General features: G+C 30.7%; 19 protein-coding genes and 1 tRNA gene. 9 read left to right on the forward strand and 11 right to left on the reverse strand.

The genetic code is table 11. The annotated features are described in order from the left end of the window. Positions 1-16 precede the first annotated feature (16 nt). Positions 17-90, forward strand: a tRNA-Thr gene (locus ACW9W4_RS03990). Positions 91-297: 207 nt separating this feature from the next. Here ACW9W4_RS03990 and ACW9W4_RS03995 read toward each other — a convergent pair. Next, positions 298-489 carry a hypothetical protein gene (locus ACW9W4_RS03995; protein ID WP_457761203.1) on the reverse strand — a complete coding sequence of 64 codons (192 nt, stop codon included), beginning with the start codon at positions 487-489 and terminating at the stop codon, positions 298-300. 57 nt (positions 490-546) lie between these two features. Between ACW9W4_RS03995 and ACW9W4_RS04000 the strand changes: the two genes are divergently transcribed. After that, entirely contained in the window at positions 547-759 is a 213-nt protein-coding gene (locus ACW9W4_RS04000) for a hypothetical protein (protein ID WP_457761204.1), read from the forward strand. A 3-nt stretch (positions 760-762) separates the two neighbouring features. Here the strand turns inward: ACW9W4_RS04000 and ACW9W4_RS04005 are convergent, their stop codons facing one another. Next, the gene (locus ACW9W4_RS04005) at positions 763-1,023 is read right to left on the reverse strand and encodes a winged helix-turn-helix domain-containing protein (protein ID WP_179363640.1); all 261 of its coding nucleotides are present in this window, start codon (positions 1,021-1,023) and stop codon (positions 763-765) included. Positions 1,024-1,128: 105 nt separating this feature from the next. On the opposite strand from ACW9W4_RS04005, the gene ACW9W4_RS04010 reads away from it, so the two are divergent. Next, on the forward strand, positions 1,129-1,713 hold the full coding sequence (locus tag ACW9W4_RS04010; RefSeq protein ID WP_457761205.1) for a hypothetical protein: 585 nt from the start codon (positions 1,129-1,131) through the stop codon (positions 1,711-1,713). 2 nt (positions 1,714-1,715) lie between these two features. On the opposite strand, the gene ACW9W4_RS04015 is transcribed toward ACW9W4_RS04010, so the two are convergent. Both ACW9W4_RS04015 and ACW9W4_RS04020 read right to left on the reverse strand, forming a co-directional pair. After that, positions 1,716-1,883 carry a hypothetical protein gene (locus ACW9W4_RS04015; protein WP_457761206.1) on the reverse strand — a complete coding sequence of 56 codons (168 nt, stop codon included), beginning with the start codon at positions 1,881-1,883 and terminating at the stop codon, positions 1,716-1,718. Between the two features lie 163 nt (positions 1,884-2,046). After that, positions 2,047-3,798 (reverse strand): AIPR family protein, encoded by a 1,752-nt coding sequence (locus ACW9W4_RS04020; RefSeq protein WP_457761207.1) that lies wholly within the window; start codon positions 3,796-3,798, stop codon positions 2,047-2,049. Positions 3,799-3,873: 75 nt separating this feature from the next. Here ACW9W4_RS04020 and ACW9W4_RS04025 point away from each other — a divergent pair, with 75 nt between their 5' ends. Continuing rightward, positions 3,874-4,284, forward strand: a complete 411-nt coding sequence (locus ACW9W4_RS04025; protein WP_457761208.1) for a cupredoxin domain-containing protein — start codon at positions 3,874-3,876, stop codon at positions 4,282-4,284. A gap of 111 nt (positions 4,285-4,395) precedes the next feature. Here the strand turns inward: ACW9W4_RS04025 and ACW9W4_RS04030 are convergent, their stop codons facing one another. Then, entirely contained in the window at positions 4,396-4,617 is a 222-nt protein-coding gene (locus ACW9W4_RS04030; RefSeq protein WP_457761209.1) for a histone family protein, read from the reverse strand. A gap of 96 nt (positions 4,618-4,713) precedes the next feature. Between ACW9W4_RS04030 and ACW9W4_RS04035 the strand changes: the two genes are divergently transcribed. From ACW9W4_RS04035 to cgi121, 3 genes are read left to right on the forward strand one after another with little or no spacing between them, the layout of a single operon-like run. Next, positions 4,714-5,469 (forward strand): TatD family hydrolase, encoded by a 756-nt coding sequence (locus tag ACW9W4_RS04035; RefSeq protein WP_457761210.1) that lies wholly within the window; start codon positions 4,714-4,716, stop codon positions 5,467-5,469. A gap of 31 nt (positions 5,470-5,500) precedes the next feature. Continuing rightward, the gene (locus ACW9W4_RS04040) at positions 5,501-5,863 is read left to right on the forward strand and encodes a hypothetical protein (RefSeq protein ID WP_457761211.1); all 363 of its coding nucleotides are present in this window, start codon (positions 5,501-5,503) and stop codon (positions 5,861-5,863) included. Between the two features lie 39 nt (positions 5,864-5,902). Next, positions 5,903-6,676 carry a KEOPS complex subunit Cgi121 gene (gene cgi121 / locus ACW9W4_RS04045; protein ID WP_457761212.1) on the forward strand — a complete coding sequence of 258 codons (774 nt, stop codon included), beginning with the start codon at positions 5,903-5,905 and terminating at the stop codon, positions 6,674-6,676. Here cgi121 and ACW9W4_RS04050 read toward each other — a convergent pair. The 5 genes from ACW9W4_RS04050 to ACW9W4_RS04070 form a co-directional block, all read right to left on the reverse strand. Further along, entirely contained in the window at positions 6,668-7,189 is a 522-nt protein-coding gene (locus ACW9W4_RS04050) for a THUMP domain-containing protein (protein ID WP_457761213.1), read from the reverse strand. The two genes, cgi121 and ACW9W4_RS04050, sit on opposite strands and share 9 nt — an antisense overlap. Further along, positions 7,186-7,815, reverse strand: coding sequence for an L-threonylcarbamoyladenylate synthase (locus tag ACW9W4_RS04055; RefSeq protein WP_457761214.1), 630 nt, complete (start codon positions 7,813-7,815; stop codon positions 7,186-7,188). Before ACW9W4_RS04055 ends, ACW9W4_RS04050 begins: the two co-directional genes overlap by 4 nt. Before the next feature lie 127 nt (positions 7,816-7,942). Beyond that, the gene (locus tag ACW9W4_RS04060; RefSeq protein ID WP_457761215.1) at positions 7,943-8,209 is read right to left on the reverse strand and encodes a winged helix-turn-helix domain-containing protein; all 267 of its coding nucleotides are present in this window, start codon (positions 8,207-8,209) and stop codon (positions 7,943-7,945) included. A gap of 141 nt (positions 8,210-8,350) precedes the next feature. Then, on the reverse strand, positions 8,351-8,992 hold the full coding sequence (locus tag ACW9W4_RS04065; RefSeq protein WP_457761216.1) for a hypothetical protein: 642 nt from the start codon (positions 8,990-8,992) through the stop codon (positions 8,351-8,353). Between the two features lie 60 nt (positions 8,993-9,052). Next, complete coding sequence (locus ACW9W4_RS04070; protein ID WP_457761217.1) at positions 9,053-9,262, reverse strand: hypothetical protein; 210 nt, start codon at positions 9,260-9,262, stop codon at positions 9,053-9,055. A gap of 77 nt (positions 9,263-9,339) precedes the next feature. Here ACW9W4_RS04070 and ACW9W4_RS04075 point away from each other — a divergent pair, with 77 nt between their 5' ends. Continuing rightward, complete coding sequence (locus ACW9W4_RS04075) at positions 9,340-9,621, forward strand: Fe(2+)-trafficking protein (protein ID WP_179362411.1); 282 nt, start codon at positions 9,340-9,342, stop codon at positions 9,619-9,621. On the opposite strand, the gene ACW9W4_RS04080 is transcribed toward ACW9W4_RS04075, so the two are convergent. Beyond that, positions 9,618-10,079: a hypothetical protein gene (locus tag ACW9W4_RS04080; protein ID WP_457761218.1), complete on the reverse strand. Its 462-nt coding sequence runs from the start codon at positions 10,077-10,079 to the stop codon at positions 9,618-9,620. The genes ACW9W4_RS04075 and ACW9W4_RS04080 overlap by 4 nt on opposite strands. A 79-nt stretch (positions 10,080-10,158) precedes the next feature. On the opposite strand from ACW9W4_RS04080, the gene ACW9W4_RS04085 reads away from it, so the two are divergent. Further along, the gene (locus tag ACW9W4_RS04085; protein ID WP_457761219.1) at positions 10,159-11,160 is read left to right on the forward strand and encodes an adenylosuccinate synthetase; all 1,002 of its coding nucleotides are present in this window, start codon (positions 10,159-10,161) and stop codon (positions 11,158-11,160) included. Positions 11,161-11,194: the final 34 nt, after the last annotated feature.

Below are 11,194 nucleotides of genomic sequence, written 5' to 3' on the forward strand. Positions count from 1 at the left end.
GGATTTACCCAAACGTGCCTTGGTAGCTCAGCCTGGTAGAGCGAACGCCTCGTAAGCGTTAGGTCGCGGGTTCGTACCCCGTTCAAGGCTTTGATAATTTTTTAAAAATATCTAGATAATTGTTAAGATGATTCATCGAAGGTTTCAATATCTGTTTCTAGTTCTTTTCCTAAACCTTCCCACCATTGTTTTGTTTGATCTACCAAATAATTCCCCTCACAATTAACTTAGAATTGTCCTTTATAGATCTGTCGGTTGATTTACAATTGATCAATTACTAATAATTTTTAAAATATGTTAACTTTCTTTTTGTTCTTCTTTCTTGTTTTTCATCTTTCTATAGATGATTATCATTAGTGTAGCGCCTGCACAACCCCAAAATAATTCAGATGTTCCATTTTGTATCCCATATGGTATGAATACACCTACAAAACCTAATGTCATAATTGCAACAAGGACCAATCCTATCATTTCAAGTAATTTTGCCATTTCTCTATTGATTTTCCTAAATCAAAAAGATATATGGTTTTGTAAATCAATTATTTTGTGGATAAGTATCTATTAGTTATTTTAATTTTCATGGTTGTGACTATACCCATTGCTTTTGTTGAACCATCATCTGGAGAATTTCGTGATCCCCCTCTTATCCCATTATTTTATGCTGCCATTGCAGGAATCATAATTATTTTTGTGTATAGCACATACAAAGAAAGAAAAGAACGACAAGCAGCTAACACAAAAAGAAGATCTAGAAAATAGATTTTAAAGTTCTAATCCGAATGAACCTGCAATACTTGAGAAATTCATGTAAGAGTCCAAGTATTGTCTACCTTTGGAAGTAATTACAAAAGTATTCTTACCATCAAATTCTATCTTGTTGATTAGACCGGCTCCTGTCAAATTTTCCAAGAATTTTGATAATCTTGAATGTGATAGATTTGCCTTTGTAAGTAATGATGTTGTTTTGATGCCTTCTTGACCAGACTGTTGAGTAGCATCTAGTAAATCTGCAACAATTTGCATACTGGTTCTATAGGAAGCCATACGTAACTAATTTTAAAACTATGATATAAGGGTATTACCATTAATTCAGATCAGATAAATAAGCTCTGGAATAATTTCCGTGCAATGTCTTCCCAATCCCCTATTCCTTGGTTTGATGACTTTGTAGGTGTTGCGTATAGATATTATGATTTGAGAATGAATGTAGTTCCATTATTTACTGATAGAAAAGAAGCTGCATCTCTTTGGCATGATACAATTCATTCTTGGGTTGATCCCTCAATTAAAATCCGATTTTTAGAGATTGATAACAATTATTGGTTTATCATGGGATCAGACTCCCAGAAACCTGATACGAATCTATCTTTCTTTAAAGAATTACCAAAATCAGAAAATTATGAACGATTCAAAAAAGGTCATGCAGGTGAAGCATATCTACGATTAGGAGTATATGCAGACAAATCTTTAGATGATGTAAAAAAAGATGCAGTATGCAATTGTAGTCATGAAGCTCAGGATCATGATGAGGGTGACGGTGATGTTTGCTTGTTTAATTCATGTGATTGTAAGAAATTTTCAAGTTTTCAAGTTAATTTACTAAAAAAGAAAAAAACGATCACTGACATCAAATTTTTAGAAGAAAAAGATCTAAAAAATGATCCTCTTGTTTGGAATTGTATTAATGCGAATAAACTTTCAAAACTAGAATAAAATTAATCTAAATGCTTGTTTACTCTAACGTGTTCCCCTGGATAATATTCATTGAGTTGTTTTGAATAACATTTACCACATAATGTACCGTCAATTTTCCATTCTTCCATTGCTTTAAAGTGTAATTCTATGGGTTCACTACAAATCACACATTTTTCTTTTTTACCCAAAGTGACATTGCTTTTTTAACTCGATATAAAAAACATTCTCGATTAAATCCTACTTGGAAAAATTATGTTAAATATTACTGCTTTATATTCAATTTAGGTAGGCAGTCTGACCAATGTAAACCTCCTGCAAGATTTTTACTTGGTTGGACTACTACCTTTGAAATTAGAATAAACTAGTTGTGAGTTTTTTCAATGCTAAGATTTCATCTTCCTCTTGTCTGATTTTTTTATCAATTACACGAAGCATTGCATCATTCCATACATGTTGTGAAAAGAAATTATGCTTGGTATTTGCTAATTCAATCTCATCATCAACTACTGTATCTTCAAGAAATTTAGTTACTACTACATCTGTAATCTTTAAAATTCTAGAATTTAGTTTGAAACTACGAAAAATAGGTTCTAATTTTCTAACATCTCCTTTAAAATCCCCCTTTGATTCTAGAATTTTTTTATGAAGAATTCTAAAATAGACTGCAACAAAAAATAAAGTTGCATATCTTTTTGTTTTATGCCCGCCTTGTTTTCCATATTTTAATGATTTTTTTGCAAATTCTTTTACAAGATACGGATATAGTAAAATTCGATAATCATCTTTAAGATTATCATTGAATATATCATCATACTTACTTCCTCTTGGAAGAAATTGCGCTGGTGAACTATATGCTTCTGTAGGTCTTTGTTCAATTCCTGCAACTAGAGATTGAATTGCATCTTTTGCAACAATAACTTTCTTATGATTATCTGGAAGATAATTATTGTATATTGTGTCTCCAACATATTCACATTGTTTTGATTTTGTTTTTGTATCAAAAGAACCTGCTTGAATTTCATAAAAATAACCGCAACTTTTCAACTGCGATTTAACTGATTTATGAAAATCCATTAATGAAACTAGATCTTTTCCTCTAACTGAATTTTGGGAATTTCTATACTTTGTAATGTTATTTTGTTCTTGTTCATCGTCTGCTTTAATTATTGTAACAGTCATCGAACCATCCATATTTTTTGTTCTCTTAGAATGATCAAGAATAGAATTTGATGTTTGTGCTCCATTAACAATTTGAGGTGCATGTAGTTCAATCAAATTCTCCCCTAATTCTGAAAAATCACTAACTACAATCGTTATTCCATTGTTGTAAAAGAAAAATTTACCTGGATTACTTTGTAATGTTTCTCTTAACCCTTTGTTAACTGTAGTTTTAAATTGCATCCATTGTCTAATGTTGGATTCAAAGACATAATCTCTATTCTTACTTACAAATTCTGTCAGTTCTCGTAGCTTTAAAATCCCTAGAATTGTGTTTTCGTGTCTTAACATTCTTTCTAATTTTATTGATGACTTTTTTCCAGCTGCTGGTTTTTTTATTCTATCCCATAATTTTTGAATTATTACTTTTTGATCAATGATTTCTACCAAGTCATCTGAATAATCTACATCTTGATCTGTAACATAACAACATTTTATCTTTAGATTTTTTTCTTTAATTTTAGTAACAAGTTGGGCAAGTTCAGGTCTCATTTTCACCACATCTTTTGCAAGTAATCTTTTTGCATCTTCTTTGAATTTAGCTATAGCTTCTAGAGAATGTGAGGTCCCATATTTTGATTGGAATAATCTGATTGTGTTATCTGAAAAATCTACTGGAAGGTAGGCATCAATTCCAAGATCATTTGCTCCATCTACTATGGCATCTGCAGCATCGTCTTCAGTAGCCTCAAAAACTCTTGTTAGGATCCATTGAAGAAAATTATTGCCTTTCTCTACTTCACTTTTTGAATTTTCAGCATATTCATGAATACTTTCTTGTATGTTCTCTGCAAATCCTTCAAGAGGTGGACTAGAGTTTTTTTGAACTAACAATGTATGAGAGCCAGGTATGTATTCTAACAATCCATTTCCGTTTTGAGCCAATTATGTCTTCTAATATGTTATATATTTAGAGAATTGGGTAATTATGTAATAACTCTGAAAAGGAAATGATGTGATTTGCTAAAAAAAATAATTTTAATTGGTGTTGTTATGGTTTTTGTAATTATCATAATTGGTTTAGTTACTTTTGATTCTTCTATAGATAAAACCTCTGAAGAGTCTGAAATAGTTGTTACTGGAGACGTTATAATGTCAACAAAATCTTCTCGTCCTGGATGTGAGGTGCCTGATAGATGTTACATTCCATCTGTAATTGCCATTGATTCTGGAAATCAGGTTACTTGGTTAAATGAAGATTCTGCATTTCACAGTGTCACTTCTGGATTTTATGATGATCCTTCTGATCTATTTGATAGTGGACATTTAGATCCATACGAATCATTTACTTTTGATTTTAATGAAGAAGGTACTTATGATTATTTTTGCACTCTTCATCCTTGGATGCAGGGACAGGTCATAGTAGGATAAAGGTACCCGAGGGAGTCGAACCCCCTTGTATAAGCTTTGCAGGCTCACGCATAACCGTTCTGCCAGAGTACCGTTTTAAAAAACACAAAATGAACAATTAAACTCTTTAGATTAGAATTTGTTAAATGGTTTAGAAGCTAACTTCACATCTTCCCCTTTTACCGTTTTTCTACTAGCATGGGAAGCCATATCTACTGCACTTTTAGCAATACCATCTGCAATTCCTTCAATTGTCCTTCTTAACTCCTCTGCAGACTCATCGCTAACTCTCTCTGCACCTGCTTTCTTTAGAATTCTATACATTGCAGATAACCCTAATTCTGTTGATTTCATGAATTTAGTTTTAATTTTTTCCGAAAAAAGATAATGAGTGAAAAAATATCACTAAGGAATCGATTTATACAGACTATTTGAATAATTTGTAAAGAAATGACTTGGTATTTTGATTCTCATATACATTTGTCTGATCCAGAATATGTTTCTGATATGGAATTTATCTTAAAACAAATGGAATTTTTAAAAATTAAAGCATGTTGTGTATCAATGGATTACAATAATTCAATACAGACATTAGAACTTGCTAAAAAAAGTAATTTAATTTTACCATTCATCGGAATCCATCCTGAATGTGCTAATGAAGAACTAGGAAATATTTCCAAATTAATTGAAGATAATCATGATCATATTTCTGGAATAGGTGAAATTGGATTAGATCCATCATATGTTACTAAAAATGAAGATGCTGTAAAACAACATCATGTATTTGAAACATTATTATCATTTGCTGAAAAATTTAACAAACCTGTATCAATTCATTCAAGAAAAAGTCTTGATGATGTTTTTGAAATTATGACTTCATATAATACAAAACATGCATTATTGCATTGGTTTGATGGAAGTAAAAAACAACTTCAAAAAGCCATGGATATGGGATTTTTTGTATCTTTTGGACCCGTAATGATTTATGCAAATGATAAGCAAACTTTATTGTCAAAAACTAATGAATCTCAAATTCTTGTTGAAACCGATGGACCTGTCAGATTTTCTAGATGTTTTGATATGAAATCCGGACAAATCAGCTTTATACCCAGTGTAATTTTTTGTGCTTCAAATATTTTAGGTAAATCTTTTGATGAGATGGCAACCTTGTTAGAATCAAATTCAAACTCATTTCTTGGAATATAGGTATAAAATACCCCCTTCATGTAATTGGTTAGTGGATAGAATAAAGCGACTTTCATATGAGGTTCTAGTAGATCATAAAACTAAATTTGGAGAAGATTTCGCAGATAACAAAAAAGCCTTAGATCAAGTTTCTATTGTACGTTCAAAAGGTTTGAAAAATGAAATTGCAGGCTATATTACTAAATTTATTAAAAAAGAAGTTCGTGAAGAAAAAGCCAAACAGGCTAGAATTGCAGCATCAAAAGCTGAACAACAAGTAGAAGAAAAATCTGAAATAGAAATGACTGAAGATGTTGTAGCAGAAGGAGTAGAAACTGTTGAAGCAACAGAGACAGTTGTTGAAACAACCACTGAAGAAATCCCTTCTGAGACTGCTGAAGAAAAAACAGAATAATTCATTAAATATTATTTCTCAATTTTAAATTAGATAGATATGTTTACTGTAAAATTTGTAGGAGGTGCAAAAAAATCTTTTCCGATAGAACAGTTGAAAATTGAGCAGTCTAATCTGAGCATTCAGGAATTGATCAATTTACTATTAAAACTAAAACCTGCAGATACCCCTAAACTTGACACAGATAATGTATTGATTGCAATTAATGGTGCTGATTCTTCTGCAATGGATGGTAAATCTACAATAATAAAAGAAAATGATCTTGTAAGTATTATTCCTGTAATTCATGGAGGCACATCAAAAAAAGTAAATTTTGAATTTTCTAAAAAAATAATCCAGGCTATTGAAATTAAAGGTCAAAAATTAATTGATGTAAAATTTATAGATAATCTGAGAAAAAAATACCCTAAGATCATGATTCAGGCTGTATCTAGTAATTATATTCTAAATAACTATCATTTAAAAAAAATAATTTCTTTGTCTATTGAATCTGAAAAAAATAATATTTTGCTTTCAAATAAACTTGAAACCGATATTCTAATGAGATTTGCTTTAACGACACAAATTTCTGATGCAATTAAAAATGTCGGAATAAAATCTAACACAAATTTTATAATTATTGCAATTGGAAATAAAAAAACTCTGGATTTATTATATCTTGAATTAAAATCAATATCCATTCCAATGTTTTCAAAAAATAATGAATCTTTTCTAAAAAAACAATTTAAAATTACGGCAAAATATACTGATTCAATTATTTCAAAAAACTCTTTGGCAGATATTTTAGTTGAAAAAGCTGCTGTATTACTCTGACATACTTCGCTTAGTTTTCTCTGTACTTAGTATATCTGATTTTTTTAGGATGGAAACCCCTGTTTTATTGCCTAAAATTTCAATTAATAGAACTCTATCTGGAAATTCTAGAGATACTTTATTTTTTATATTGTTAGCAATTTTTGTAATAATTTCTTTACTTGATAACTCTGAATTTCTTTTTTCAATTGATATTCTATATGTTTCCTCATCTAAAATTTGATTTGATAACTCTGCAACACTTTTTTCAATTTCTTCAATTTTTGATTCAATAACTTTCTGTATTGGAATGATTCTTTTACAATATCTTACACTCCATGGTTCATCAAGAAGCATTTCTTTAATTTTTCTTACAACTTCTATAGGATCAAGTTTTGTTTCAGCAGTCAATATTCCTGACATGTTAGTAATTGTAATCTTGACATCAGAATCTCCCAATTCTCCTAAAATATCGATTAATTCTTCCTCCGTTTCTGGTTCAAGGTGCCTAGGACAAGTAATTATTAGATTCATGATTGTAAAATTTCATCTTTAGTTAAAGAACCTTCCCGGATTATTTTGATCTGCTCATTTTCAATTTCTATAATTGTTGATTCCCCTTTACTTGTAATTATTCCCCCATCAACAAAAATATCATAGTTTTCTAAATTTTTCAAACATTCTTCTGGATTTGTATATGGTAAATCTCCAGAAATATTTGCACTCGTTCCTACAAGAAAATTACATTTTTTTAATAATTCTAATGTACATTTATGATCAGGAACTCTAATTGCAATTTTGTTTTTTAAGTTCAATGATTCTTTGATTTTTTTATCTGTAACTTTTAAAATCACTGTTAGTGGGCCAGGCCAAAACTTTTCAACAATTTTTTTAGTTAATTGATCAAATTCAACTATTTTTTCAGCAGTTTCTATTGAATATGTTAAAACTGGAACTGATTTGTTGATGTCTCTGGATTTAATTTTATAGATTTTTTCTATTGATTCTTTGTTGTATGGATTGCAACCTATCCCATAAACTGTGTCTGTTGGAAAAATCACAATTCCTCCTTTACTGATTATTTCTGAAGCTTTCTCTATTCCTTCTTTGTTACAACTCACTTTCAATACACAATCACCATTTTTTTCTTTAATTATCATTTTCATTTGAATAAGTTTTTAACAGTTTAACCCATTCTTTGAAAAGTATGTCAACTACTGATTATGAAGATAATGATTTTGAAGATGATTTTGATGATAATTTAGCGGAATCTGAAGAAGTAACAGATTAGATGCTTAATCCAAAATTATCTGCAAAGTTTGTAAATTTGTAATATGCTTGTAAAAATTCTCTACCTGGTTCACTAATTTTATATTTGTTTGAACCTTGATTGTCAACTTTTTCTAAAAGTCCTTGAGACACTAGGGTTTTCAATATGGTTGAAATTCTAGAATGTGAAATGTTGGCTTTTCTAATTAGATATGTAACTGATGCTCCGTCTTCATCTTGTAAGTCATCTCTTGTTGTTGCTAAAATATCTCCAATAATTTTCATATGTGTTCTGTATTCCGCCATTTGTACACTTTACAATTGTTCTAATTTCTATGAGAGGGCACTGATATTTTCCAATATACTAAAAAGATAAAAGAATTTGACAAATTCAAAATACTTGTAAATTTTGAGCCTAGTGAATAATCACTCTAAATCTTTATCAAATTTTATCCTAGTTAATGGCACTTTGCTCACTGGAATGAATAATGCTATCAGCCCTCCAATTTTGATAATTATTGACGTTGAGTACAGGATTGATTCAGGGAATACAAATGAATACCATCCTACAAATTCTCCTAATGCTAAAAGCCCCAATCCTACAGAAACTGAAATTGCTCCCTTGTTCTTATTATCAAAATATGATAACATCGTTTCAATTGCCCCATATGCTAAGAGAATAAATGATATCGATCTGAAAATATGCTCTAACTGAACAGATGACACCAGGAATAATGGAAATATTCCTACTGATCTAAAATAACTAGATTTTGGAAAGAATGATTTTATGCTATGTGAAAATGCAATAAAAAAATATCCTACTGTTTGAATTGCAATTCCTAAAGTTTGAATCCATTTTTCTACACTCCCTGACTTTGTTACAAAGTCTTCCACCAGGTATCCTGTCCATATGACAAAAAATCCTAAACTAATTGAAGAAAATGCAATTGTTAATCTAAATAATGTTGGACTTCCTGTATTTCTAAATCCAATATATGACATTATGCCAATGGCGAGCCCTACTAAAAATCCAACTAAGTTAAGAATATTTTCTAATAAAAACTCCAATGATGAATAGAATTATGTTTAACTAATTATTTTAATCTGATGAATCATTACACTATTTTGTTAATCCCATTCATCCAAGGAACCTGAAGATTGGCCTTCTGTACTAGCTGCATAATCTCCTAAAATATCTGAATATTTTGGTTCATTATGAGCCACAAATTTTACGTATTCCCCATAACTCATATCCAAATCACAAGAACTACATTTTACAACTGAGTAATCCATTGCCAACTCTGCATTTTCTTTGCATTTTGGGCATTTTATCTTCATGCACACATATCTCTTTGATAATTATTATTGTTTTACATTCAATAAAAGATAAAAGGAGTTCATTATTCCTAATTCTTATGAGTAGAACTTGTACCAAATGTAAGAATTCTATTCCAGATAGTGAAGAGCTTGGAGTTGTTGCAGCAAAATATCCTACATGTAACAAATGCTGGGCTGAATGGAAAGAATATCAAATCATGGTTATGAATGAGATGAAACTTGACATGTCTATGCTGGATCATAGAAAATTATTGAAAAAGCATGAGAAGATCTTTGTAGGTGTTTTATCTCCAGAAGGAGAAGTGGTTGATTATACCAATGAAGATAACCGAAAACCTGAAGAACGACCAGGCGCCTAAAATTTTAAGTATTTTTTAGCATTTTCAGGAACAATTATCATCATTCGTCTTTTTGAATCTTCATCTAAGTTATTGATTATTTTTTTAATTGTTTTTGCAAGAATTTCTCTTTCATTTTCTTCTAATGATAAAAATATCTCCAAAATCCCATCTACGTTGAAAGTGATTAGTTTTTGTGGAGAATGAGCAATTTCTGTAATATATGCTGAAAATAATCCCTCCCTCTGTTCTTCAGATAATGTTGTTAAAATTTTGAGCCATGTTTTGAAAAGTTTTGCAAAATTAGGAAAAGGAATTGTAGGACCAGCTTCTAATGCATTGTTAATAACTTCCATTTTTTCTTCATTAGACAATGAAAAAAATTCTATCATTCTTTTTTTCAAAATTGGATTTCTTAGAAAATCCGGTAAATTTGCCAAGTTGATAATAATATTTCCTGCAAAATTTTCTCCGACCATCGATCTAAACTCCTCAGTGTTGAATATAAAATCATGGAAAATACTTTAGCTTAAATAAACCAAATAGACGTTTAACAATATGACATCAACTGTAGTTGTTGGCGGATTTTTTGGAGATGAGGGAAAAGGAAAGATCATCTCATATTTGGCAATTAAAGATAACCCAAAAATAATTGTACGTGGTGGTGCTGGTCCAAATGCTGGTCATACAATTAGAGATGGGGATAAAGTGTATAAAGTTAGAATGCTTCCAAGTGGATTTCTCAATAAAAATGCCAAAGTAATGATTGGACCTGGTGTTGTAATTAATCCTGATGTTCTTAACAAAGAAATTAAAGATTTTGATGTGGCCGGACGTTCTTTTATTGATAAACACTGTGGAGTTATTGAAGAAACTCATTTGAGTAGAGATTCAAAAGGGGAATTAAAAGAAAAAATTGGAAGTACAGGTTCTGGTACTGGGCCGGCAAATGCTGACCGTGCTATGAGAGTTTTAAAACTTGCAAAAGATTTTGATTCGTTATCTTCACTAATTGTCGATGTACCCTTAGAGGTAAATTCTGCACTTGATGCAAATGAGAATGTCTTAGTAGAGGGTACTCAAGGAACATTCCTTTCTCTCTGGCACGGAACATACCCATTTGTAACATCAAAAGATGTGACTGCTTCTGGAATTTGTGCTGATATTGGTCTTGGACCAACCAAAGTAGATGAAGTATTAGTTGTTTTCAAATCATATGTTACGCGTGTTGGCACTGGACCGCTTGACAATGAACTTTCACTTGAAGATGCAGAAAAAAAAGGCTGGTCTGAATTTGGCACTGTTACTGGTCGTCAAAGGCGCGCTGCAGATTTTGATTTTGATTTAGCTAGGCGTGCAATCATGCTTAATAGTGCAACACAAATTGCTATAACAAAATTAGATGTACTCTTTACTGATTGTGCAGGTGAAACTTCTTTTGATAATTTGTCTGTAGATGCAAAAGCATTCATTACAAATATTGAAAAAGAATTAAACACGCCTGTTACAATTATTGGAACTGGTCCTGATGTCAATGATATTATTGATAGAAGAAACTAGGCTCCTTTGTTTTGGATAAGTTTAATTTGATAAC

The organism is Candidatus Nitrosopumilus sp. bin_7KS, from assembly GCF_054095835.1.

Bases quoted from the DNA above. Each gene is read 5' to 3' on its own strand.
- ACW9W4_RS03995 (WP_457761203.1), bottom strand. From the start codon at position 489: ATGGCAAAATTACTTGAAATGATAGGATTGGTCCTTGTTGCAATTATG.
- ACW9W4_RS04005 (WP_179363640.1), bottom strand. From the start codon at position 1,023: ATGCAAATTGTTGCAGATTTACTAGATGCTACTCAACAGTCTGGTCAA.
- ACW9W4_RS04010 (WP_457761205.1), top strand. From the start codon at position 1,129: ATGTCTTCCCAATCCCCTATTCCTTGGTTTGATGACTTTGTAGGTGTT.
- ACW9W4_RS04030 (WP_457761209.1), bottom strand. From the start codon at position 4,617: ATGAAATCAACAGAATTAGGGTTATCTGCAATGTATAGAATTCTAAAG.
- ACW9W4_RS04035 (WP_457761210.1), top strand. From the start codon at position 4,714: ATGACTTGGTATTTTGATTCTCATATACATTTGTCTGATCCAGAATAT.
- cgi121 (WP_457761212.1), top strand. From the start codon at position 5,903: ATGTTTACTGTAAAATTTGTAGGAGGTGCAAAAAAATCTTTTCCGATA.
- ACW9W4_RS04050 (WP_457761213.1), bottom strand. From the start codon at position 7,189: ATGAATCTAATAATTACTTGTCCTAGGCACCTTGAACCAGAAACGGAG.
- ACW9W4_RS04055 (WP_457761214.1), bottom strand. From the start codon at position 7,815: ATGATAATTAAAGAAAAAAATGGTGATTGTGTATTGAAAGTGAGTTGT.
- ACW9W4_RS04060 (WP_457761215.1), bottom strand. From the start codon at position 8,209: ATGAAAATTATTGGAGATATTTTAGCAACAACAAGAGATGACTTACAA.
- ACW9W4_RS04070 (WP_457761217.1), bottom strand. From the start codon at position 9,262: ATGAAGATAAAATGCCCAAAATGCAAAGAAAATGCAGAGTTGGCAATG.
- ACW9W4_RS04075 (WP_179362411.1), top strand. From the start codon at position 9,340: ATGAGTAGAACTTGTACCAAATGTAAGAATTCTATTCCAGATAGTGAA.
- ACW9W4_RS04080 (WP_457761218.1), bottom strand. From the start codon at position 10,079: ATGGTCGGAGAAAATTTTGCAGGAAATATTATTATCAACTTGGCAAAT.
- ACW9W4_RS04085 (WP_457761219.1), top strand. From the start codon at position 10,159: ATGACATCAACTGTAGTTGTTGGCGGATTTTTTGGAGATGAGGGAAAA.